The organism is Tenacibaculum sp. FZY0031, assembly GCF_036350695.1.
GTDB lineage: Bacteria > Bacteroidota > Bacteroidia > Flavobacteriales > Flavobacteriaceae > Polaribacter.
Window position 1 is genome coordinate 231,351 of sequence record NZ_JAZDVY010000002.1, and the last position, 23,356, is coordinate 254,706.

Genomic DNA, 23,356 nt, shown 5'->3' on the forward strand with positions numbered 1-23,356 from the left:
GTTTGGTTTATTTTTAGCAATTATTTATTCATGTATTCTTTAATCTTTCGCTCTTCCCATTTTTTAGAAAAAAGTTTTCCTTTTGAAAAAACATTAAATCCGTGTAAAAATACTATAACTCCCCACCAAAAAAACAAATTATAGTTGTTTATATCTAAGAAAGCTTCCATTACTGACTCGTCTCTATAAACAATATCTTTATATATTCTTCTTCCTATAAAAACTAAGTTTATGAATATATAAACCACTAAATGGTTATAGAACTTTTTTATTTCATCTACTCTTTTTTGAGCTCTTATATATTGTTGTTCTCTATTTAAAGTTTTCATTTTCTTTCTTTTTTAATTCATCTAGATACTCTTGTATTTTACGTTGTTCCCAATCTTTATTAAAAAACATATTGGTTCCAAATACTCCTAACCAATGAAAAAAAACTCCTATACCCCAAAAAATCCAGGTAGCATACACACCAAAATTACTTATTGCTTTGGTAAAAGTTAGTTTATCCTCACTCATCAACCCCACAATAATTACCACCGAAATAAATATATTCACAATTATATAGGCTGCCAAATGCCAGTAAAATCCTTTTATTTTTTCTACTCTTTTTTTGGCTAATAAGTATGTATGTTCTTTTGTATAATTATTTTCCATACTAATCCTTTTTATTTAGGTATTCGTTTATCTTTTTCTCCTCCCAATCTTTACCAAAACCTAACACATTAACTCCAAAAACTAGCATCCAATGAATAAAAGTAACTAGTACTATTCCTATAACTGGAAACCAGAACCAATGATAATATGGTGAGAATTTCAAATTCACTAAAACAATAATAATTACTGAAATTATATTTACTAAAACATGAGCATAAAACCCTTTAACTTGTTTTACTTTCTTTTTTGCTTCTAAATACTTTTTTTCTTCTGTATAATTATTTTCCATTGTTATTATTTTCTAAAAATTCTTTAATTTTTCGTTCTTCCCACTCTTTCCCTAACCCTATTTTTTCTATTCCGAAAACTCCTAACCAGTGAAAAAACACACCGATTAACATTCCTATTATTGGATAGTAAAACCAATGGTAACTTGGCACAAATTTTAAGTTTATAAAAACCAAAACGGGTATAATTAATACAGTTACTATGAGATGAATGTAAAATCCTTTTATTTTTTCTACTCTCTTTTTTGCTTTTGCATATTTGTAGGCTGTTGCATATTCTTTTTCCATTTTATTTATAGTTTTTATCATCATCCATTAATTCCTTAATCTTACGCTCCTCCCAGTTTTTTCCTAAGAATAAGTTGTAATTATTTACTTCCAAGTAATGAAAAACTAATCCCATTCCCCAACCTATCATTGGAAACCAAAACCACTGGAATTTTGAATATGTTTTGAGGTTTATAAAAATTAAAAAAGGAATAACTATACAATACGAAACTAAGTTTTGATAAAATTCTTTTAGTTTTTCTACCTTTTCTACTGCTTTAACATAATTACTATTTTCTAAATTTTTTGTATTCATGATACTATTTTTTATATGAGTTAACAGTGGTAAACACACTGTAAATGTTTTGTTATTATTAATTATTTGAATGCTTCTATCAGTTATTAAGCCATAACGATCTGCTATATTTCTCAATCCTACTTTTGTGCTTTTACCTATGGCTTCTTTAGGATTAACATTGTTTTGAATTTTTAAAAAGCCGTCTTCTTCAAAAATTTCTATCTCCAAAGGTTTAGTAGATGACACTACATTATGCTTTACTGCATTTTCTAATAATAATTGAAGAGATAGTGGAACTATTTTTAAATCTGGGTTGCTGACTTCTTCGGGTATCTTAAACTGTACTGCCTCTTCAAAACGCATTTGTAATAATTCCATATAGGTGATCGCAAACTGCAATTCTTCTTGTATGGGCACTAACTCTTTATTTCGCTGCTCTAGTACATATCTATATACTTTTGATAGTTTTGTAGTGAACTTTTCTGCTTGCTTTGGGTTTTCACTAATTAAAGAAGTTAATACATTTAAACTATTGAACAAAAAGTGTGGATCTATCTGACTTTTTAAGGTTTCAAACTTTGCCGTTTCTGTTTTCGCAACTATTTCATGCTGTGTAGTTTCTTGTTTTACCGATGCTTTCCAATTAACCATGAAGTCTTTCGCATGAAAAAACACAGCGATAGCTAACGATAGTAAAATTGCAAATAAATGCATCCATAAAAACTGACCCTTAAAAAAATTATCAATATTATTATTAAAAATCACAAAATACTGCACGTAATGAATTAACAAAACAGCCACTACTGTATAGCTTATTGTTGCTATGATACCTGCCCAAACTCGCTGACTTGTTTGTGAAACCCAATCCCATCTCTTACTTAAGTAAGTATTTACAACTCCATTTCCCATTCCTAAAACAAAAGAATACATTGCAGAAAACAAAAACACCACCCCTGCTTCTTTTATCGTAAATGCTTGATTTACTAAGGTAAAAACAATTCCGAAAATGATAGTGAGCTTTGTACAAATCCAAATATCACTTTTTAGGTTTGTAACTATTTTTTTTGATGATGCTTTCATTTGTATTACTAGTTTACTCTTAGGAGGAAGTATATATTTTGCTATTAAAATTTAATATCGAAAGATACATCTTTCTCCTTAACTAAAAACTTTGCGGCTTCATATTGAGGAGGGCCAAAACGTGACAATTTATTGTTTGATGCTCCATAGTCTTCCAATGGCATTCCATTAGGCTCAAAATCCATTCTATTATTATTGTTAGCATCGTGAAAACAAATGATGGCATATTCTCCAACTGGTATTTCTTTAAAAACTACAGTACTTATTCCTTCGTTTATTACCGACTCTTTTGCTTGTAACGGTTCTTTTCTAAAATTATCTTTAGTGTATAAGGCAAACTTTACCTTTCCTTTGTTTGAAGTAACATTTACAACTGTTACTGTAATTGTTTTACCTTGTGCTGAAACTGTTTCAATAGTAAACAAAACGACTATGACTAAAATGTGTGTTAAGAATTTCATTATCTTTATTTTTAGAGTTAATTACAATACAAATATTCACCAGTAGTACCGTTTTTTAAATAAAAACAAACTGAACTGTATTATTTTTAGGATGAGTTGTAACAATTTGTATTTTTGAGCTACTTATAACACATCAACTCTACTTTACTTAGTGAAAAAAGAATTAGAAAATAAATTTTTAACTGATTTCGAAGCCAATCAAAACATTGTGCATAAAGTGTGTAGGATTTATACTACTAACCAAGATGCACATAACGATTTGTTTCAAGAAATAACCATTCAGTTGTGGAAAAATTATGATAAGTTTAGAGGAGACGCAAAGTTTAGTACTTGGATGTATCGAGTGGCATTAAATACTGCTATTTCTTTATATAGAAAGTCTACAAGGAATATAAAAACACAAGATTTTACAGACTATTCTTTTAAGATCAAAGCTGAAGAATACGACGATACTGAAGAAGTACAGCTAAGAGCTTTATATGATGCTATTCGTAAATTAAATGATATTGACAAAGCTCTTATTTTTTTGTACTTAGAGGATAAACCCTATAAAGAAATTTCTGAAACTTTAGGTATTAGTGAAGTAAATGCTCGTGTGAAAATGAACAGAGCTAAAGATAAATTAAAAAAGATATTAAACCCATAGTTGTTAATGGATTTAGATTTAGATAAATATAAAAAAGCTTGGGAAAATCAACCAGAAGAAAGTAATAAAGTTTCTAAGGTAGATATTTATAAAATGGCACATTCCAAGTCATCATCAATAGTAAAATGGATTTTTATTATTGGAATTTTAGAGCTTCTTTTTTGGACTGCTTTAAACATTTTCTTTGTTGGTTCTTCCTATACTGAAGTATATGAAGAACTCCATTTAAACCTCTTGGTAAAAATTAGCACTTACCTTCATTATATTGTAATAATTTTGTTTTTAGTTCTTTTTTACAAAAACTATAAATCTATTTCAATTTCAGATAGTACTAAAAATCTTATCAGTAAAATTTTAAAAACTCGAAAAACTGTTAAATACTACGTATACTTCAACCTCTTTTACATGGTATTAGCCAATGTTGTTATAATGTGTTTTATTTTTAATGATTTAGATGGACTTATAAAGTATTATAACAATCATGGAATGCCTACACCTACAAATAAAGAACAATTACTTGTATCATTAATCATTGCTATGGTTATTTTACTTGGATTTATGTTTTTAATCTTATGGTTATTCTATAAAATAATATATGGAACATTACTGCGAAAACTTAACAAAAATTATAAAGAATTGGCCAAACTTGAAGAGTTAGGCTAAAAAAAAGAGGTTGTAAAACAACCTCTTTTTTTATTTTTAAAACGCCTTCAACTCTTCAAGTAATTTTTCATGCATCTCATTCGTATAATCTAAATGTGTTACCATACGAATTTTTCCTTCACCCATTGAAATTAGTAATACACCTCTTTCTGCCATCTTTTTCATAAAGTCATCTGGATTTATTGAATCTTCTACATAAAAAATAACAATATTCGTTTCTATAGGTTCTACCTTTTTTACATACGAACAATTTTCTAGTATCTCTCCTATCTCTTTTGCTTTCTGGTGGTCTTCAGCTAAACGCTCTACTTGATTATCCAATGCATAAATTCCTGCTGCTGCTAAAAATCCTGCTTGCCTCATTCCTCCGCCAAATAATTTACGTACGCGTAATGCTTTTTCTATATGTGCTTTACTCCCTATCAAAACAGATCCAACAGGAGCTCCTAAACCTTTTGACAAACAAATTGAAATGGTATCAAATAATTCTCCATACTGCTTAGGAGTTTCACTTTTAGCCACTAATGCATTGAACAAGCGTGCTCCATCTAAATGATATGCTAAATCATTGATTTTAGCTACTTGTTGAATCTTTTGCAATTCTTCAAAATCCCAACAAGCCCCTCCTCCTTTATTGGTCGTATTTTCAACACAAACCAACCTGCTATAAGGTGTATGAATATCGTTTCTACCGCCTACTACATTTTCTAATTGCTCAGCAGTAAACATTCCTCTATCGCCATCAATTAAACAAGATGTTACTCCTGCATTAAAAGCTGCTCCTCCTCCTTCATAATTATATACATGTGCCCATTTATCACAAAACATTTTATCACCAGGTTGTGTGTGGATTTTAATTGCAGTTTGATTTGCCATCGTTCCAGAAGGAAAAAACAACGCATCTTCCATTCCAAACATGTCTGCAACTTTATCTTGGAGTAAATTTACTGTTGGGTCTGCTTTAAAAACATCGTCGCCTACTTTAGCACGCATCATTACTTCCAACATTCCTTGAGTTGGCTTTGTTACGGTATCACTTATTAAGTTTATTTCCATTTCTAACTACGATTTATAAAATGTATTTTTGCATTTATGATTACACACGAACAGCTTAAAAATATCGCTGAACGAATTGGCAAGTTAAAAGGATATTTAGAAATTGACAAGAAGTTAATTGAAATTTCAAATGAAGAAGAAAAAACTGCAAATCCTGACTTTTGGAACAATCCAAAAGAGGCTGAAGCCGTTATGAAGTCACTTCGATTTAAAAAGAAATGGGTAGAAGATTATACTACTGTTGTAGCAATGAACGACGATTTAGTTGTCTTATACGACTTTTATAAAGAAGGTGATATTGAAGAAAGTGAAATTGAAGAGCAATTTGAAAACACTGCTACTTTTTTAGAAGATATTGAATTCAAAAATATGCTTTCTGAAGAAGGTGATAGTTTAAGTGCTACCATACAAATAACCGCAGGTGCAGGAGGAACAGAAAGTTGTGATTGGGCTGAAATGCTTACTCGTATGTATACGATGTGGGCAGAAAAACAAGGCTTTAAAGTCAAAACACTAAATTATCAAGAAGGAGATGTTGCTGGTATAAAAACAGTTACTTTAGAATTTGAAGGCGATTATGCCTTTGGATGGTTAAAAGGTGAAAACGGTGTACACCGTTTGGTGCGTATTTCTCCTTTTGATAGCAATGCTAAACGTCATACTTCTTTTGCTTCTGTTTATGTATATCCGGTAGCTGATGACTCGATTGAAATTGAAGTAAACCCAGCTGATATTGAAATTACTACAGCACGTTCGAGTGGTGCTGGTGGACAAAATGTAAACAAAGTAGAAACTAAGGTTCAGCTACTACATAAACCAACAGGAATTCAAATTCAGTGTTCTAACTCACGTTCACAACACGATAATAGAGCTACGGCAATGCAAATGCTGAAATCGCAATTGTACGAAATTGAATTACAAAAACGTTTAGCTGCTCGGGATGAAATTGAAGCTAACAAAATGAAAAATGAATGGGGAAGCCAGATTCGTAACTACGTAATGCACCCATATAAATTAGTAAAAGATGTTCGTACTGCTCATGAAACAGGAAATGTAGATGCTGTAATGGACGGAAACATCAATCCGTTTTTAAAAGCCTATTTAATGATGATGGGGCAAAAAGAGGACTAGGAATTAGGAGTTAGGAGTTAGGAGTTAGGAGTTAGGAGTTAAAATAATTTTACTAGCAATGCAAAAAACTTTATATTTTTTAACTTTATAAGTTCCTTCTTCTTTTTAATAATTAAGCGACTAAACCTATGAACATAAACTACTCTACTTTTACCTCTATAAACTTTTAAACTCAAAAAAAATGATAAAAATTTACCACAATCCTCGTTGTTCTAAATCAAGACAAGGTTTAGAAATTTTAGAAAACTCTGAAAAAGAATTTGAAGTTGTAAAATATTTAGAAACTATTCCTTCTACTGAAGAGCTCAAAGAAATTATTCGTTTATTGAATATTTCTCCAATAGATTTGGTTCGTAAAAATGAAAAAATTTGGAAAGAGGAATATAAAGGAAAAGAATTATCGGATTCTGAAATTATTAACGCCATGATTGAAAATCCAAAGTTAATTGAACGACCTATAGTTGTTAACAATAACAAAGCTGTGGTGGGTAGGCCACCAGAAAGCATCAAAGAAATTATTTAATTTTTTTTAAGCTCTCAAGAAATTGGGAGCTTTTTTTATTTTAACACAATTTAAATAACTAATTTTTTAGTTATTAAATAATTCAATGTAAATTGCTTACAAATTAAAATTCATATACTATGAAAAAAATGTTATTAGGACTATCCCTGGCCTTCTTTATATCTACAGGGCATAGTCAAGTTTTAAAAGATTCACAACAAGAGCACTTAAAAAAAGGAAAAGCAAGTGCTATGAAAATTCCAACCGACCCTTCTGTTAAGATAGGAAAACTATCAAATGGGATGACTTACTACATCAAACAAAACCCTAAGCCTGCCAACAAAGTAGAATTACGATTGGTTGTAAATGCAGGTTCAATTTTAGAAGATGATGATCAATTAGGATTGGCTCACTTCATGGAACACATGAACTTTAATGGTACCAAAAACTTTAAAAAGAACGAACTAGTAGATTATCTACAATCTATCGGGGTTAAATTTGGCGCCCACTTAAATGCATACACTGGTTTTGATGAAACCGTATACATTTTACCTATTCCAAGTGATGATAAAGAGAAACTTGAAAAAGGTTTTCAAATTCTTGAAGATTGGGCACACGGTGCTTTGTTAGAAGGAAAAGACATTGATGAAGAACGTGGTGTAGTTTTAGAGGAATACCGTTCTCGTAGAGGAGCAGATAGCCGTATGTTAGAAAAGTATTTACCTAAGGTGATGCACGGTTCTAAATACGCGCAAAGGTTGCCTATTGGTACTAAAGAGAACTTAGAAAACTTTAAACACGAAAGCATTCGTCGTTTTCATAAAGATTGGTATCGTCCTGACTTAATGGCTGTAGTGGCTGTTGGTGATGTGAGTGTTGATGTGTTAGAAAAAAAAATCAAATCACACTTTAATAAAATACCTGCTGTGAACAACCCTCGCAAAAGAGAAGTTGCTCCTTTAAAAAATCACAAAGAAACTTTCATTGCAATTGAAGCGGATAAAGAAGCTCCTTTTTCTAGTGTCCAGTTAATGTACAAAGATTATGGGGAGGCTACTCCAGATGTTACCATTACTGATTATAGAAACTCAATTGTTAAATCATTATTTGCTCAGATGATTAACAATCGTTTGGATGAATTACGCAATAGTGAAAATCCACCTTTTGTTTACGGATTTAGCTACCATGGTGGTACTTGGGCTCGTGGTAAAGAAGCGTACCAATCAAGAGCGGGTGTAAGCGCTGATGGGCAATTAAAAGGTTTACAAGCTTTATTAGACGAAAGTGAACGTGTAAAAAGATACGGTTTCCAACAAGGGGAATTAGACCGAGCAAAAATGAATGTATCTGCTCGTATGGAAAAAGCGTTTAAAGACAAAGACAAAAGAGAATCTAGAAGAATTGTTAGTGAGTATGTAAACAATTTCTTAGAGCAAGAACCAATTCCAAACATTGAATGGGAGTACAAAGCCAATCAAATGCTATTACCTTCAGTAAAACTGGAAGAAATAAATAAGCTTATTCAAAGTTATTTACATGATGATAACCGCGTGGTGGTCATTACAGGACCTAAAAAAGTGGTGACTGAACAACAAGTTATTGATGCTTTAAATAATGTTAAAACAAAAGAGTTAAAACCATATGAAGATAAAGCAGTCGCTGCTTCATTAATAACAAAACAACCAACACCTGGATCTATAGTAAACCTTACTGAAAATAAAAGTTTAGGTACAAAAACCATGACTTTAAGCAACGGAGCAAAAGTAACTTATAAGAAAACTGATTTTAAAAACGATGAAGTATTGTTTGAAGCATTCAGCTTTGGAGGGACTTCTTTGTATTCTGATGAGGAAGTAAAAGCCACTTCCTTTGCCAATAGTGGACTTTCAGAAGCTGGAATTAATGGATTTTCTAAAACAGATTTATCTAAAATGATGTCGGGTAAAATTGTTCGTGTTTCTCCTTATATTTCTGGATTAAGTGAAGGTTTTAGAGGTTCTGCAACTCCTAAAGACCTAGAAGAACTGTTCCAAATGGTACATTTATACTTTACTTCTTTAAATAAAGATAAAAAAGCGTTTAACTCCTATGTAAATAAGCAAAAAAGCTTCTTAGGAAACCTATTAGCTAGTCCTAATTTCTTCTTCCAAAAAGAAATGAGTGAATTTGTTTACGGAAAAGACCCTCGTTATACCGGGTTTCCTTCTCCTGAAAAATATGAGAATGCTGATTACAACTTAGCGTATAAAAAATACCAAGAACGTTTTGCTGACGCGGGTGATTTTAACTTCTATTTTGTTGGTAATGTTGACGAAAAGAAACTTGCTGAGTACGCAACTAAATACATTGCAGGTTTACCAGGGAAAAATTCTAATGAAACATATAAGGTTTCAGATTTCAGACCTTTATCTGGCTCTCATTCTAAAACAGTTACTAAAGGTAAAGACCCTAAAAGTAATGTTCGTATTACCTATCAAGGAAAAGCTAAATACAACAAAAAGGATGCGTTAGCTTTTAAAATCTTAGGTGAAGTTGTTGGAATTAAATTAACAGAAAAGTTACGTGAGCAAGAAGGTGGTGTATATTCTTCAAGAACTCGTGGTAGCATTTCTAAAATGCCTTACGGATGGTACAACTTTACAATTTCATACCCTTGTGCTCCTGAAAATGTTGAAAAACTAAAAAACATTTCTGTAGCTGAAGTTGCTTCTGTAGTTAAAAATGGGCCGACGAAAGAAGACTTGATGAAAGCTCAAAAAGGGATGATTTCCGACTACAAGGAAGACCTAAAAAAGAATCGTTTTTGGTTAAATACTATTAAAAATGTTGACTATCAAAACAACGATGTTTCGGATATAACATCTTTTGAAGACAGAATAAACTCTTTAACAGAAAAAGATATTCAGAAAGTAGCTAAGAAATACTTAACTAACGGATATATTTTAGGCGTTTTAAACCCTGAGAAATAATTCTCAATAGCACAACAACATACAAAAGCTCTCAAAGAATTGGGAGCTTTTATTTTTTTAGAAACCTTGATTCTAAAAAGCCAAGCCCATAACCATAAAACTGAGTAATGGTTGTAACTATACTCAACAGAGCTACTTGTAGATTTTTATTTTGAAATAGAGAATCTAAAAAGATACAGGTAAAATAAAATCCATAAAAAGCTAATAATTGCCAATACCCAAAAAAAGCCACGATGATGGCAATATCAATTCCAATAATAAACAAGCTCGGAAACCAATAGGTTAATTTTGCTGTTTCAGGATATTTTTCATTTAAAATAGGTCTTGCTGTTCCAAAAGCAAAGGTTTGTTTAAAAAACTGCTGAATGGTGCTCCTGCGCTTATGATACACAAAAGCCTTTTCTATTAATTGTGTTTCAAAACCGTTTTCCCACAATCGAAACGTTAAATCGATATCTTCTCCTGCTTTCATTTTAGAAAAACCATTTGTTTTTTCAAAAGCAACTTTTGACAAGCCAAGATTGAAGCTTCTGGGTTGAAATTTCCCAACCGATTTCTTTTTTCCTCGAATTCCTCCTGTAGTTAATACCGAAGTCATTGAGTAATTTATCGCTTTTTGTAAAGCAGTAAAATTAGGATGTGCTGCGTCTGGTCCTCCAAAAGCATCTGTATCATTTTCTTCCAATGCTTTCTTTACTTCGGAAAGATATTGTGGTGGAACAATTACATCAGAATCTAAAATAATAAAATAGTTTCCTGACGCTCTTTCCATTCCATAATTACGACTTGCTCCTGCTCCACTATTCTCTTTATAAAAGTAACTGACATTAAGTGTTGGAATGTATTTCTTTACTACTTCTTCAGATGAGTTTTCTGAACCATCTTCAATAATAAGTACCTCAAAGTCATCTTTCAACTCTTGTTTAATTAAGCTTTCTAACAACTCATCAATTTCTTGTGGTCGGTTATACACAGGTACTATAATTGAAAACTTCAAGTTCATTATAACTTAAGCTCTTTGTTTAATTTGTTGAGCGATTCCATTCCAAAGTTGTATTCTTTTCTGTAAAGATTCTTTGGCGTAAAACAACACATCCTCCCACTTTTGTTGATTTTCTCCACACAACTCCTCTATCATTTGTAACGATAACGGTCCGTGTTCATCTCCATCTAATTCAATATGTCTGTTTAAATAATAGGTAAGTTTACTGTAAGAACTTCCTTCTTTTTCTTCAGTATTTTTCACAATTTCTAAAAACATATCTGGTATTACATCTTCTCTTCCAAAAGTAAAACTCGATGCTATAATATGTGGTTGACTTGTTTTAATTACTTCAAAAGAAAAGTTTACAAAGTCTTTTACTTCTTCAATAATTGAGCAACCTTGCATTGCTTCCTCAACTGGTTTTCTATCAATAATATCTGAAATAAAGTTTGAAATTTCATCAATACTAGCTCCTGCTTGACGCATCGCATCAATATACATTTCAAAGTGACTTTTAGGCTCACCCAACTCATTAACATCAGTTTCTTCACCTAAAACAATTTCATTGATAAATCGAGCCGTTTTGGTATTTACAGCAGGTAACCAAGGTAAGCTTACACAGGTAAGCTCTCGTTGTAACGCTTTTAATAGTGACATAAAATCCCACACAGCAAATACATGCGATTCCATAAATAATTTTACATCGTCAATATGCTCTAACGAGTTATATAGTTCATGTTCCTTTAGTTGCTTCCTTAATGGCGCTAACTCTTTTTCAATGTGTAAAATATTGCTCATATGTTAACTATCAATAAAAAAAGCAAATCTAACGATTTGCTTTTTATCTATAATTCTATTTCTATAAAGATCTTATTCTTCAGTAAATCTTTCCATTACTGCATCACTTACTCCCATGTTAGAGAAACCTCCATCGTGGAATAAGTTTTGTAAGGTTACTTTCTTAGTTAAATCTGAAAATAATGAGATTGTATAATCCGCACATTCTAATGCTGTAGCATTTCCTAATGGTGACATCTTTTCAGCATACGAAATAAACCCATCAAATCCTTTTACTCCTTGTCCTGCAGTCGTTGGAGTTGGAGATTGAGATATAGTGTTTACACGTACTTTGTGATCTCTTCCGAAGAAATATCCAAAACTACGTGCAATACTCTCTAAATACGCTTTGTTATCAGCCATATCATTGTAATCTGGGAATACACGTTGTGCTGCCATATACGTTAATGCAACAATACTTCCCCACTCATTCATGGCTTGTTTGTTATATAAAACGTTCATTACCTTATGAAAAGATACTGCTGAAACGTCCCATCCTTTCGTTGTAAAATCGTATTTAGAATCTGTATAATGACGTCCTTTACGTACATTAACTGACATACCAATTGAGTGTAAAACGAAATCAATTTTACCTCCTAAAATTTCCATAGACTTTTCAACTAAATTGTTTAAATCATCCATAGAAGTTGCGTCAGCTGGAATAATTTCTGATCCTGTCTTCGCTGCTAAATCTTTAATACCTCCCATACGCATTGCTATTGGTGCGTTGGTTAATACAAACTCTGCTCCTTCTTCGTGAGCACGTTCAGCTACTTTCCATGCAATAGAGTTTTCATCTAATGCTCCAAAAATAATTCCTTTTTTTCCTTTTAATAAATTATACATATTTAAAATATTTTTAGTCTATCGTTGTTTGTTCTGAAAGCAAATATACTCTTAATTTAATAATTCTTTTGCGTGAGTTAAAGCACTTTCAGAAACATCTTTTCCACTTAACATCTCTGCTATTTCTCTAATACGTTCGTCTTCTGACAATAACTTTAAATTAGAAGTTGTTACTCCTTTTTCTTCTCCTTTAAATACTTTATAGTGCTGCACTCCTTTTGAAGCTATTTGAGGTAAGTGTGTTATGGTAATTACCTGCATATGAGCGCTCATATCTTGCATTATTTTTGCAATTTTATTGGACACCTCTCCTGAAACTCCGGTATCAATCTCATCAAAAATGATGGTTGGTAATTGTATGTTTTCTGATAATATTTTTTTGATAGATAACATGATACGAGATAACTCTCCTCCTGATGCTACCTTTTTCAATTCTCCAAAGTTACCTCCTTTATTTGCTGAGAATAAAAATTGTAAATTGTCTTTTCCGTTAGATAAGTATTCTTCTGAAGAAAGCAATTCTATAGCAAAACGAGCATTCGGCATTCCTAATTCTGACAAAAGATATTCTAACTCTTTTTTCAACTTCGGAATTACTTTATTTCTAGATGTCGTAATCATGTTTGCTACGTCATCTAACTTCTTAGCCACCTCTTTAATTTCTGCTTCTTTTTGAGCTACTACTCCTCCAGCATCTTCTACTTGTGCTACTTTTTCTGCTAGCGATACGTGAATTTCTTGCAATTCACTTATAGTTGACACTGAATGCTTTTTTTGAAGATTGTAAATAAGCTGCAACCTATCATTTAGTTCTTCAATTTCATTCGGGTTGAATTCAACTTCTTCATTTGCGTTTTCTAACTCAGTAACTACATCATCTAACTCAATTTTCACGCTTGTTACGCGATTCGCTAACTCTTCATATTGCTTAGAAAAAAAACTAATTTTTTGCAATTTACCTTCTAAAGAATTTAGCAACGTTTGAATACCAATTTCTTCATTAATCGAAACACCTAAAGCTTCAGATAAATTCAACTTTATCTCTTCAATATTGTTTAATTTATCTAACTTTTCTTCTAAAACTTCTTGTTCTCCTTCTTTTAAATTAGCTTCTTCAAACTCATGAAACAAGTGTAAATTGTACTCGTACTGCTCTTTCGATTTCTCAGTTTCTTCTTGAAGTACTTTCAGCTCTTTTCGTAATTTGTTATACGTACGCAAGCCTCTTTTATACGATGCTATTTTAGCCTGATTTTTTGCTAAGGCATCAATCACAGAAAACTGAAAAGACACATCTGACAATTGCATGGTTTGATGTTGCGAATGAATGTCAATGAGCTTTGTTTTTAAAGCATTTAATACCGATAAGGTAACTGGTGTGTCGTTCACAAAAGCTCTCGACTTACCTGAGGGTAAAATTTCTCTTCGAATTATGGTTTCTTGTTCATAATCGAGATCTAATTCTTCAAACAATTCTTGTAAAGTATATCCTTCAATCGAAAATTGTGCTTCAATAACACATTTTTTTTCAGTGTCTTTTAAAGCAGCTAAATCGGCACGATTACCCATTACTAGTCCTAAAGCTCCTAATAAAATGGATTTCCCTGCTCCAGTTTCACCTGTTATGATAGATAAACCGTTCGTAAAATCAATCGTTAACTGATTGATTAATGCGTAATTATGTATAGATAAATGTGTAAGCAAATTCTATTCTTTTGTAAAGAATAAAAGTAAGGATTTTGAATGAATTAAATCAAGCTAAAACAAAGGAAGTCTATTGATTTTTCAACAGCTTATAAACCTTGCATTTTGGTCTTTAACAAGCCTGATTTTATTGTAAATTCTTCCACTTATCTTTATAAGTAGGAGCAACTTTATTTAAAACAGTTATCATTTGTGATTGATTTCTCGAGGTAACTCCATCAGAAAAAACATTCACAATTTCATCTCCTTTGGCGTCTAAGAAAACACGAATCATATAATTACCTATGGTAATATTATGCATCTTATCTAAATCTAAAACACTTTTTTCAATTGCTTCTTTAGCTAAATTTTTGTTATCAGTAAAGTTATCAAAACCGTTACGGTGATAATTGTAGTAGATACTTCGTAAAGTACTAAATTTAGAAGAAAGCAAGTTGTCTATCAAAGCAAAACGGTTTTGTTTCCCTACCTGATTTTGCCAACCAGATTCTCCGTTAGATTGTGCTAATAGCATAATATTTTCTGCCTGCTTTAAGTATGTCTCACCTCCTTTTAAGGCAAAAGTATCTGCATCAACTCCTAGGATTGTATACACATAGAAAGCAATTGTGGAAATTAAATTAGATTCGTAAATAGTTGGATTGTAAATTAATGGATCAAACTCATTATAACGAAAGTTAAAGTTTGTATCATTAATATTTAAAACAGGGGTAGCGTAGGTTGAATTATATACAGGTCGAGTTGACTGTACTTGTAAAGTTCCTGAAAAATTACTTCCGTTTTGTTCGTTTATAATAATATTGAATGCACAGTTAATTCGCTCTTGTTGCTTAAAGTTTCTATTGGTCCATTGTTTATCATTAATAAACTCTGTTAACGCTTTTTGTAACGTTTGGTAAACTTGCTTGTTACTACTTTGTACTTTATCTGAATTGATAATTACAGTAGCATTCAGCTCTTGCGAATAAGAAGAAAAAGCAACTGAAAGAAGAAAAACTATAAAGAAAAACTTACGCATTTAATTTTTGTATTATTTCGTTAACGATATCTTTTGATACTGCTTTTTTCGACTTTAAATCAAATGATTTTTCATTAAAATCAGCATCAATAATTGTAATTTTATTGGTGTCGGTTGCAAAACCAGCACCTTTATCACGTAACGAATTTAATACAATAAAATCTAAATTTTTGCGTGTAAGCTTACTTTTTGCGTTTTGTACCTCATCGTTCGTTTCTAATGCAAACCCAACTAACAACTGTTTTTTCTTAATTTCTCCTAGAGATTTTAAGATATCTTTAGTAGGTTCTAACTCAATACTTAACGCTGCTTCTTTCTTTTTTATTTTTTGAGTAGCTACATTTTTTGGTCGATAGTCTGAAACTGCCGCCGATAATACAGCTATATCAACCTCAGCAAAATACTTATGACACGCTTCATACATATCTTGTGCTGATTTCACATCTATTCTATGAATAAAAGAATGATGTACTTGTTGATGAGAAGGACCTGCTACTAAAAATACCTCAGCTCCTAAATTAGCTGCTGTTTTCGCAATTTCAAATCCCATTTTACCTGAAGAATGATTTCCAATAAAACGAACAGGATCTATTGCTTCATAGGTTGGTCCCGCAGTAATTAGCATCTTTTTCCCACGAAGTGGTAATTTAGATACAATATCTTTCTCTATAAAGTCAACAATATCTTCTGGTTCAGCCATACGACCTTCTCCAACCAACCCGCTTGCTAATTCACCCGAAGTAGCAGGAATGAAGATATTCCCAAAATCTTGTAAACTTTCTAAACTCGTTTTAGTTGATGGATGTTGGTACATGTCTAAATCCATTGCAGGTGCAAAATACACTGGACATTTAGCTGACAAATAGGTTGCTAATAATAAATTATCGCAAGTACCATTGGTCATTTTAGACAAGGTATTTGCAGTAGCTGGGGCTATTAACATTAAATCTGCCCACAAACCTAAATCTACATGGTTATTCCACAATTCATTTTCATCTTCTTTATCATAAAAGGTAGAATGAACTGGATTTTTTGATAAGGTGGAAAGTGTAAGAGGTGTTATAAAATCTTTAGACGCAGGAGTCATAATTACTTTGACTTCTGCGCCCGATTTTATAAATAAGCGAACTAAGTTCGCTGTTTTGTATGCCGCTATACCGGCGGTAACACCAAGTAAAACTTTTTTACCGCTTAGTACAGACATATTATTTTGTCTCTGGAGTTCTATAATATACCTTGTCGTTTAACCACTCTTCTACTGCAATAGCATGTGGTTTAGGCAAACGCTCATAAAATTTAGAAACTTCGATTTGTTCTTTGTTTTCAAAAACTTCTTCTAAACTATCGTTATAAGTAGCAAACTCATCTAACTTATCAACCAATTCCTTCTTTAAATCAGAATTAATTTGTGTGGCTCTCTTTGCTATAATAGAAATAGCTTCATAAATATTATGTGTTGGAGCCTCGATAGCTTCTTTATTATAAGTTACGGTACTTAACGGCGCTTTCGTTTCTTTATAATCCATTTTTTAACTTTTAGCTAATTGTTCTTGTTCTTTGTTTAATGTTGCTAACATTTCGTTTGATTCTTCCATGAATTTCGATTCAGGAAAATTTCTTTTTAACTTATCGTACGCTTTAACTGCTTCTTTAATTCTTTCTGCTTTTCTACGTTGCGTACTTTTCATTGCAAAATCATGCGCTGCTTTTAAACGGTAGTACAAAGCTTCTTCTTTATACTTCGTTCCTAAATAATCTTCTAATAAATTATCAAAAGCAACGATTGCTGCTTTGTAATTTCTAGAATCATAGTCTGCAGTTTTATAATATGTTTTTGCTATCTCAAAAGATTTCTTTTCTAGTTTTGCTCTTAATTCAGCATGATACTTGTTAGCCTCTGCTACCTTATCTGAATCTGGGTAATTATCTATAAACTTCTGAAAGGCTTCTAATGCTTTGTTCGTATCTGTTGGATCTAAACTAAAGCTTGGTGCTGCTTTGTAATAACTTAAAGCTGATAAAAAAGCGGCCTCTTCTCTTTTTGAACTTTTCGGATAATTCCCTGTAAATCTATTAAAATAATAACCTGCTAATCCGTAATTTTTCTCATTAAAGTTAGCTTGAGAAACCATAAATTGAATACGCTCCATTTGAGGTTTTCCTCTGTATGAAGGTGTTATTTTTTCAAACAACCGTAAAGCTTTGCCGTACTTTTGAGCTTCGTACATTTTTACAGCCATTTTGTATTGTTCTTCTACAGTTCCTTTATTCAATACTTTTTGATATTCTCCACATGAAGAAAGTACTAAAAGCATTACAGCAATATACGCTAGATTTTTCATTTTTTGCATCTGGCAAAATTAGTGATTAATTATGGATTATTAAAACGATTTTTTTTCTCATAAATGAGAGAAACAAGAAACTACAAAATCTGTTATATTTTTTCCAAAGAACTCCTAAATGTTTGTTAATCTTATTGCTGAGCTCCAGCGGCAGATTGAGCTACTATTTGCTTTACATCGTTATCAAATAGATATAATCCTCCTTTATCGTCTCCTATTAAGTTAATTTTATCTAAAATGTTGCGTGCCAATGCTTCTTCTTCTATTTGCTCAGACACATACCACTGTAAAAAGTTATGGGTTGCATAGTCTTTTTCTTGTAGTGTGATATGTACTAAGTCATTTATCGATTTAGATACCATTACCTCATGATCAAATAATGTTTGAAACATATCTTTAAAAGATCCAAATTTTGCTGGAGGTTCTTTTAAATCAGAAATATGTGCATGTCCACCACGTTCATTTACAAACTTTATTAATTTTAGCATGTGCATACGCTCTTCATCTGAATGTGCATACATAAATTGTGCTACACCTTCAAATCCTTGAATTTCTGCCCAGCATGCCATAGCTAAATATACTTGTGAAGACTCAGCTTCTACTCTTATTTGATCATTTAATGCCTGTTCTATTACTTTTGATAACATATTTTTTACTTTAAAAAGTTACTCTTTATACAAAGATGCTAAAAAAAGACTACAATAACGAAATTGTAGCCTTTTGCATTCTTTATTTTTGTTTAGACAGCTTATAGATTATCTATAAAGTCTGATATTTTTGTTTGTAATTCTTCTGAAGCTGTTACTAACGGTAAACGTACTTCATCTAAACAAATTCCTAATTTTTGCAATACTGCTTTGATTCCTGCCGGATTGTTTTCTTCAAAAATTAAGCTTATTATATCCATTAGTTTATAGTGAAGTTCGTAAGCTTCTTTTGCTTTTCCTTCTAATCCTAACTGAATCATTTTTGAAAACTCTTTTGGCAATGCTTGTCCAATTACCGAAATAACTCCTGCTCCACCTGCTAAAGTTACTCCAACAGCCAAATCATCATCACCAGAAATTACTAAAAAGTCTTCAGGCTTGTCTTTTAACAACTCATAGTATTGTTGTTGGTTGTTTCCTGCTTCTTTTACTGCAACGATGTTTTCAAAGTCTCTTGCCAATCGTAAGGTTGTTGCTGGCTCCATGTTTTTTGCGGTCCTACCAGGAACGTTATACATAATAATTGGCTTAGGACTCGCTAAAGAAATTGCTTTGTAGTGCTGATAGAATCCTTCTTGCGTTGGTTTGCTATAGTATGGAGCTACTGATAAAACTCCATCTATTTCCGATAAATCTAAAGATTGTAATTCTTCTACAACAGTCTGTGTATTGTTCCCTCCAACCCCTAAAACGAGTGGTAAACGCCCTTTATTTTCTTCGGCAATTACTTTAATTATATCGATTTTTTCTTCTTTAGTAATTGTAGCACTTTCTCCAGTAGTTCCATTGATTACTAAATAGTTTGTACCGTTTTCAATATTGTAATTTACTAGCTTTTTAAGTGCTTCGAAGTCTACACTTAAATCTTCCTTAAAAGGAGTTACCAAAGCTACTCCAGTTCCTACAAACTTTTGCATTATATTTTATTTAAAATCGTTAGGTATTTTTTTAATTCTTGATTTAAAACAGCTTCGTTAAAACTAGCGTCAGACACCACTATATCGTATAATCTATCGTCAATTTCAGCAAAACCTACTTTAAAATCTGCTTGCGACAACAAAGTTACCATATTCGTTAATAAGTTTGACGCTTTTGTATAGTTTATGAGTAGGTCATATTTGTTTTTAACGAAATCTTTTAAATTGTCGGATTTTAAACTCGCTTTGAAGCCAAAATCTTTTTCAGTAAAAAACTCTGGAGAGGATTCCTCCTTTTTGGAGTACTCTTTACAAACCAGTACGCTTATGTCTGTTTTTTGAAAAGGAAAAATGTTTGTTAAGTTGGCTATTACTACATTTACTAAAGCTTCATTATCTAGTAGTATTGCTACACTTTTAACTTTGGTTTCTTTATGCGGAGTATTCTCTTTTTTTACAACTAGTTTGTCGTATGCTTTTTGAATGGATTTCTTCTTTAGGGTACTTATCATTTGTAAAAATTACGAGTAGCTAATTTATATTATTTCTCATCAATTTCTAATAATAAAAATTGATTTAACTGCTTTCCATACAATTGAAAATTATCATCAGCAACCAAAATTAACGATCTATTTCCGTTTTGTAATAAGGGACCTAGAGTAATTGCCTCAATATTATCTACAATTCCATCAGTTAATTGATTTTTAACAGTGCTAAAATCAAATAAGAGTTCTTTTTTTAACGGTGTATATTTTTCGTTTTTCAACGATTGTTTTTCTAGTGTATTTGTTGAAGTATTACCTATAGTAGCTTTAAAAATTCTAACTACATTTCCATGGCTACCATAACCACTTTGATAGGCTCTTTCAATTATAAAAAACTGATTTTTTCGGTATTCTAAAATAGCCGTAGTTCCGTTTAGGTTTATTTTTCCTTTAGCTGGTTTATCAATTTTCTCTAATTGATATGCGAATTGTTTGGTTGCTTTTTTTGATTCGTTATCAAAATAGGTAATTCTAATAGGAGATTGTGTTTCGTAAAAAGTTGGTTCTTCTCCATCTGCTTCTAAAGGAGCTTCCATTGCAACCCAAAAACCTTTGCCGTCAAAACTTTTTGAAGAACTTTCAAAAACACCGTTATGCTTTGGCTTCGCTTTGGATGTTGCTTTGAAATAGTTAGGTATTTCTATCTCTTGTTTAAAGTTTCCTTTCGTGTCTATTTCAAATATACTTGGGTCTTTTTTATAGTGAATAGATCCCTCACTTACTAAATTTATGGTTCCCTTATCTACAAAAATAGACTCTAAATCTAATACGTGGGTTTTAGTAAACTGACTTATTGTATCAACTATAATAACATCTTCAAAATTTACCGATTGTATCGAATCTTTTTTAACAGTAATACCTCCTACTAAAATTCTTGGGTTGGTAGCATCATCTACTACCATATAGTAGTTGTTATTATAATAATCAATTCCAGAAATACCACCGATAACAGTGTTATTAACAATTAAAGAATCTTTTACCAGATACTCATCTAAAAACTTAAGTGTTGTTTTTTGTTGTTTACAGGCTAATAAACCAAAAACTGATAAGGCAAATACTATTTTTTTCATACTTACAAAAGTATTGTTTTTAGTTCATGTAAGCATTAAAAATTGTAACGTCTAATCAAGTAGATTTTTATTATGTATGAAAAAATATATTCTTTTAATTTTAAAACTGGTTCCTGCTTTTATAATGCTTCAAACATTATTTTTTAAATTTACTGGGGCACAAGAAAGCATTGATTTATTTACTAAAATAGCCGGAGATAATGAGGTTTATATGCGAATAGGGACAGGTATTTTGGAATTCATTGCTTCCATACTTTTATTCATTCCAAAAAAAACTTGGCTAGGAGCCTTGCTTACTGTAGGCGTAATGATAGGAGCCGTTATGAGTCACTTAACCATTATAGGTATTGAACATGATGGCGATGGTGGTACCTTGTTTATTAGTGCTATTGTAACTTTTATCTCTGGTTCCATTCTATTAATTTTTAATAGAGCCAACATTCCTTGGGTTGGAAAAAACTTCAAAAAGAACTAAAAAAGAGCAGTTTAAAAACTGCTCTTTTTGTTAATTTATTCCTATACATATTATTACTTCTGCATTTGTTGGATCTGATGCTTTCGCTCCATACACTTCATAATCGGATGTATAAGCTCTATTGATATCTTTATTCCAAATCTCTAACCATTTATTGTAGACAATATTATCTGTTAAACTTCCTTTTGCTATGTATGTTTTATAACTTGGGGCTGTTATTTTTTTACTCACCAATCCTTTTGGAATAGCATCTATCTCACTTACCTTGCAGCCAATGATTGTTGTATATGGCTTGGTGTAATCTGATTCATAATCGGTATATACAGCATATATTTCATTTGAAAGTTTATTGGGTATTTGTTCAGCTATATTTTCAGACATAAATCGTTGCCATAAAGCAGGTATATCTTTTGCTGCTTGTTGATTTTCATTTGTTGTTCTTACTGAAATCCCTACCACGTAAAACGGTTCTTTTTGTTCTGTACTCATCTTATCTTTTTTTAATTAAGCTATCAAATACCAAAAATCAAGTTGAGTTGTGGATTCCTCTATTTTTTCTAAAAATGCTTTACAAAATTGATTCTCAAAATACCCAGAACAGAGTTGCTTTGTTTGCCCTAAAGTTTCTCCAAACACAACTTCAGCGTAAGTATCATTTGGTAGAATTCCTACAAAATGTCCTTTGGTATTATTAAAATTATTCAGGTAGTTGTTTTTTACTGCTTCTAAGGCTGGTAATAATGAGTCTAACTTTTCAGTTTCTTTTAATTTAAAAACACCATATTCTACACATGAAAAACTCTCTGGTACCTTAAAGTTTTTCTCATTTATTTTATTAAAGTTGACTTGTACACTACTTGATTCAACCATATCGAAAAAAAGATTTACTGACTCATTACTTTCTGCTGATTTTTCGAGTTGCTTTAAGGCCCCCATATTTTCTGCAAAAAGAACATTCGCAAATTTTCCTTCTATATTCCTTACCAAACAGTGAAATACAATTCCTTTTTGCTGCTTTAAAAAGTTTGATTCAAAATTCAATACTGCTTCAATTAACTGATTGACTGTTACACTACTCTTTACCTCGAACGTAGTAAACTCCATTACTGCTACATTACTATTATTAAGTCTTATCATTTATTAAGTTTTTAATTAATAATGCAATAATAGAATCTGGTAGTGTCAGCCTTATGTCAAGGGTACTAAATATTTTTAATAAGATTCGAAAAACTCCGCTAAGGTCATATTATGAGGTTCGAAAGTTATATAAGAAGTTACTAAACTCTTCATACAGTCTAACCTAAAAGCTCTAAATTCATTTCTCAATCGACAATACGCTATTAACAACCAATTTTCGTTGGTACTATATAATGCAAAAGGCTCTACTATTCTCTTCGTAAAATTATTTTCAAGAGACAAATAGTCTAACTCTAATAAATTAAAATTTGTAATTGCTGACTGAATTTGAATTAGGTAATTGCTCGATTGTTCTTTTTCTATATTGGCTCTAAAAGCTATTCTTTGAGATAGGAAATCGACTTTCCCTTTTTGTGAATACCTTAAAACTGCTTTGATCTTAGTAATAGCTTCACTATAATTTTTCACTAGTGAAGTATCTTTATTTTTCAAAATTAACTGCTCTGCTGTTATCAGTGCATTAGCTTCTTCTTCTGAAAACATAATTGGTGGTAACCGATACCCTTCTTGTAAAAAATATCCTCTTCCTTCTTCAGTAACTACCGGAACTCCTGAACTTTCTAGCGTTCTAATATCTCTATAAATTGTTCGTAAACTTACCTGAAACTTATTGGCTAGTTCTCTTGCTGTTAGCAATCTTTTTGATTGTAGTAAAGTTACAATTTGAGTTAACCTTATCAACCTCGGCTTTTCCATTAG

Annotated in this window: 28 protein-coding genes; 6 read left to right on the plus strand and 22 right to left on the minus strand. The window is 31.6% G+C overall.

Translation table 11 applies throughout. The features are described 5' to 3' along the window. Positions 1 to 20 precede the first annotated feature (20 nt). Genes V1T75_RS03420 through V1T75_RS03445 form a run of 6 tightly spaced genes read right to left on the minus strand, consistent with a single transcriptional unit; the run spans position 21 to position 3,047 of the window. Positions 21 to 329, minus strand: coding sequence for a 2TM domain-containing protein (locus V1T75_RS03420; protein WP_330487167.1), 309 nt, complete (start codon positions 327 to 329; stop codon positions 21 to 23). Beyond that, positions 313 to 654 carry a 2TM domain-containing protein gene (locus tag V1T75_RS03425; protein ID WP_330487168.1) on the minus strand — a complete coding sequence of 114 codons (342 nt, stop codon included), beginning with the start codon at positions 652 to 654 and terminating at the stop codon, positions 313 to 315. Before V1T75_RS03425 ends, V1T75_RS03420 begins: the two co-directional genes overlap by 17 nt. A 1-nt stretch (position 655) precedes the next feature. Then, positions 656 to 943, minus strand: coding sequence for a 2TM domain-containing protein (locus V1T75_RS03430; protein ID WP_124590864.1), 288 nt, complete (start codon positions 941 to 943; stop codon positions 656 to 658). Beyond that, positions 933 to 1,229 carry a 2TM domain-containing protein gene (locus V1T75_RS03435; RefSeq protein ID WP_330487169.1) on the minus strand — a complete coding sequence of 99 codons (297 nt, stop codon included), beginning with the start codon at positions 1,227 to 1,229 and terminating at the stop codon, positions 933 to 935. The genes V1T75_RS03430 and V1T75_RS03435 overlap by 11 nt, the downstream gene beginning before the upstream one ends. Position 1,230: 1 nt before the next feature. Then, a complete protein-coding gene (locus tag V1T75_RS03440; protein ID WP_330487170.1) occupies positions 1,231 to 2,586 on the minus strand; it encodes a 2TM domain-containing protein in 1,356 nt (451 codons plus the stop codon). A gap of 44 nt (positions 2,587 to 2,630) precedes the next feature. Further along, positions 2,631 to 3,047 (minus strand): DUF2141 domain-containing protein, encoded by a 417-nt coding sequence (locus tag V1T75_RS03445; RefSeq protein WP_330487171.1) that lies wholly within the window; start codon positions 3,045 to 3,047, stop codon positions 2,631 to 2,633. 151 nt (positions 3,048 to 3,198) lie between these two features. On the opposite strand from V1T75_RS03445, the gene V1T75_RS03450 reads away from it, so the two are divergent. Both V1T75_RS03450 and V1T75_RS03455 read left to right on the plus strand, forming a co-directional pair. Further along, positions 3,199 to 3,693 (plus strand): RNA polymerase sigma factor, encoded by a 495-nt coding sequence (locus V1T75_RS03450; protein ID WP_330487172.1) that lies wholly within the window; start codon positions 3,199 to 3,201, stop codon positions 3,691 to 3,693. Between the two features lie 6 nt (positions 3,694 to 3,699). Further along, positions 3,700 to 4,356: a hypothetical protein gene (locus V1T75_RS03455; RefSeq protein ID WP_330487173.1), complete on the plus strand. Its 657-nt coding sequence runs from the start codon at positions 3,700 to 3,702 to the stop codon at positions 4,354 to 4,356. A 36-nt stretch (positions 4,357 to 4,392) separates the two neighbouring features. On the opposite strand, the gene V1T75_RS03460 is transcribed toward V1T75_RS03455, so the two are convergent. Next, positions 4,393 to 5,412: a threonine aldolase family protein gene (locus tag V1T75_RS03460; RefSeq protein ID WP_330487174.1), complete on the minus strand. Its 1,020-nt coding sequence runs from the start codon at positions 5,410 to 5,412 to the stop codon at positions 4,393 to 4,395. A 36-nt stretch (positions 5,413 to 5,448) separates the two neighbouring features. Here V1T75_RS03460 and prfB point away from each other — a divergent pair, with 36 nt between their 5' ends. From prfB to V1T75_RS03475, 3 genes are all read left to right on the plus strand, one after another. Continuing rightward, on the plus strand, positions 5,449 to 6,543 hold the full coding sequence (gene prfB, locus V1T75_RS03465; RefSeq protein ID WP_330487175.1) for a peptide chain release factor 2: 1,095 nt from the start codon (positions 5,449 to 5,451) through the stop codon (positions 6,541 to 6,543). A gap of 181 nt (positions 6,544 to 6,724) precedes the next feature. Continuing rightward, positions 6,725 to 7,066 (plus strand): arsenate reductase (glutaredoxin), encoded by a 342-nt coding sequence (arsC, locus tag V1T75_RS03470; protein WP_330487176.1) that lies wholly within the window; start codon positions 6,725 to 6,727, stop codon positions 7,064 to 7,066. Positions 7,067 to 7,185: 119 nt separating this feature from the next. After that, positions 7,186 to 10,014, plus strand: coding sequence for a M16 family metallopeptidase (locus V1T75_RS03475; RefSeq protein ID WP_330487177.1), 2,829 nt, complete (start codon positions 7,186 to 7,188; stop codon positions 10,012 to 10,014). A 49-nt stretch (positions 10,015 to 10,063) separates the two neighbouring features. Here V1T75_RS03475 and V1T75_RS03480 read toward each other — a convergent pair whose 3' ends face one another. The 12 genes from V1T75_RS03480 to V1T75_RS03535 form a co-directional block, all read right to left on the minus strand. Beyond that, the gene (locus V1T75_RS03480; protein ID WP_330487178.1) at positions 10,064 to 11,017 is read right to left on the minus strand and encodes a glycosyltransferase; all 954 of its coding nucleotides are present in this window, start codon (positions 11,015 to 11,017) and stop codon (positions 10,064 to 10,066) included. 6 nt (positions 11,018 to 11,023) lie between these two features. After that, positions 11,024 to 11,797 (minus strand): DUF3050 domain-containing protein, encoded by a 774-nt coding sequence (locus V1T75_RS03485; RefSeq protein WP_330487179.1) that lies wholly within the window; start codon positions 11,795 to 11,797, stop codon positions 11,024 to 11,026. Between the two features lie 72 nt (positions 11,798 to 11,869). After that, positions 11,870 to 12,682: an enoyl-ACP reductase FabI gene (locus V1T75_RS03490; RefSeq protein WP_099216418.1), complete on the minus strand. Its 813-nt coding sequence runs from the start codon at positions 12,680 to 12,682 to the stop codon at positions 11,870 to 11,872. Positions 12,683 to 12,733: 51 nt separating this feature from the next. Then, entirely contained in the window at positions 12,734 to 14,386 is a 1,653-nt protein-coding gene (gene recN / locus V1T75_RS03495; RefSeq protein ID WP_330487180.1) for a DNA repair protein RecN, read from the minus strand. 127 nt (positions 14,387 to 14,513) lie between these two features. Beyond that, positions 14,514 to 15,404 carry a type IX secretion system protein PorD gene (gene porD, locus V1T75_RS03500; protein WP_330487181.1) on the minus strand — a complete coding sequence of 297 codons (891 nt, stop codon included), beginning with the start codon at positions 15,402 to 15,404 and terminating at the stop codon, positions 14,514 to 14,516. Further along, positions 15,397 to 16,608, minus strand: a complete 1,212-nt coding sequence (coaBC, locus tag V1T75_RS03505; RefSeq protein WP_330487182.1) for a bifunctional phosphopantothenoylcysteine decarboxylase/phosphopantothenate--cysteine ligase CoaBC — start codon at positions 16,606 to 16,608, stop codon at positions 15,397 to 15,399. The genes porD and coaBC overlap by 8 nt, the downstream gene beginning before the upstream one ends. Position 16,609: 1 nt before the next feature. Next, positions 16,610 to 16,930, minus strand: coding sequence for a DNA-directed RNA polymerase subunit omega (locus V1T75_RS03510; protein ID WP_125067943.1), 321 nt, complete (start codon positions 16,928 to 16,930; stop codon positions 16,610 to 16,612). A gap of 3 nt (positions 16,931 to 16,933) precedes the next feature. Further along, on the minus strand, positions 16,934 to 17,746 hold the full coding sequence (locus V1T75_RS03515) for an outer membrane protein assembly factor BamD (protein ID WP_330487183.1): 813 nt from the start codon (positions 17,744 to 17,746) through the stop codon (positions 16,934 to 16,936). 131 nt (positions 17,747 to 17,877) lie between these two features. Further along, positions 17,878 to 18,393, minus strand: coding sequence for a ferritin (locus tag V1T75_RS03520; protein WP_099216412.1), 516 nt, complete (start codon positions 18,391 to 18,393; stop codon positions 17,878 to 17,880). 101 nt (positions 18,394 to 18,494) lie between these two features. Then, complete coding sequence (gene dapA, locus V1T75_RS03525; protein ID WP_330487184.1) at positions 18,495 to 19,370, minus strand: 4-hydroxy-tetrahydrodipicolinate synthase; 876 nt, start codon at positions 19,368 to 19,370, stop codon at positions 18,495 to 18,497. After that, positions 19,370 to 19,882, minus strand: coding sequence for a DUF6913 domain-containing protein (locus V1T75_RS03530; protein WP_330487185.1), 513 nt, complete (start codon positions 19,880 to 19,882; stop codon positions 19,370 to 19,372). Before V1T75_RS03530 ends, dapA begins: the two co-directional genes overlap by 1 nt. Before the next feature lie 29 nt (positions 19,883 to 19,911). After that, a complete protein-coding gene (locus V1T75_RS03535; RefSeq protein WP_330487186.1) occupies positions 19,912 to 20,985 on the minus strand; it encodes an esterase-like activity of phytase family protein in 1,074 nt (357 codons plus the stop codon). Positions 20,986 to 21,061: 76 nt separating this feature from the next. On the opposite strand from V1T75_RS03535, the gene V1T75_RS03540 reads away from it, so the two are divergent. Continuing rightward, positions 21,062 to 21,460 carry a DoxX family protein gene (locus V1T75_RS03540; RefSeq protein WP_330487187.1) on the plus strand — a complete coding sequence of 133 codons (399 nt, stop codon included), beginning with the start codon at positions 21,062 to 21,064 and terminating at the stop codon, positions 21,458 to 21,460. 30 nt (positions 21,461 to 21,490) lie between these two features. On the opposite strand, the gene V1T75_RS03545 is transcribed toward V1T75_RS03540, so the two are convergent. The 3 genes from V1T75_RS03545 to V1T75_RS03555 all read right to left on the minus strand — a co-directional run bounded on the left by V1T75_RS03545 (position 21,491) and on the right by V1T75_RS03555 (position 23,353). Further along, a complete protein-coding gene (locus V1T75_RS03545; RefSeq protein WP_330487188.1) occupies positions 21,491 to 21,949 on the minus strand; it encodes a GyrI-like domain-containing protein in 459 nt (152 codons plus the stop codon). A 15-nt stretch (positions 21,950 to 21,964) separates the two neighbouring features. Further along, positions 21,965 to 22,597, minus strand: coding sequence for a hypothetical protein (locus V1T75_RS03550; RefSeq protein ID WP_330487189.1), 633 nt, complete (start codon positions 22,595 to 22,597; stop codon positions 21,965 to 21,967). Between the two features lie 75 nt (positions 22,598 to 22,672). Then, the gene (locus V1T75_RS03555; RefSeq protein WP_330487190.1) at positions 22,673 to 23,353 is read right to left on the minus strand and encodes a helix-turn-helix transcriptional regulator; all 681 of its coding nucleotides are present in this window, start codon (positions 23,351 to 23,353) and stop codon (positions 22,673 to 22,675) included. Positions 23,354 to 23,356: the final 3 nt, after the last annotated feature.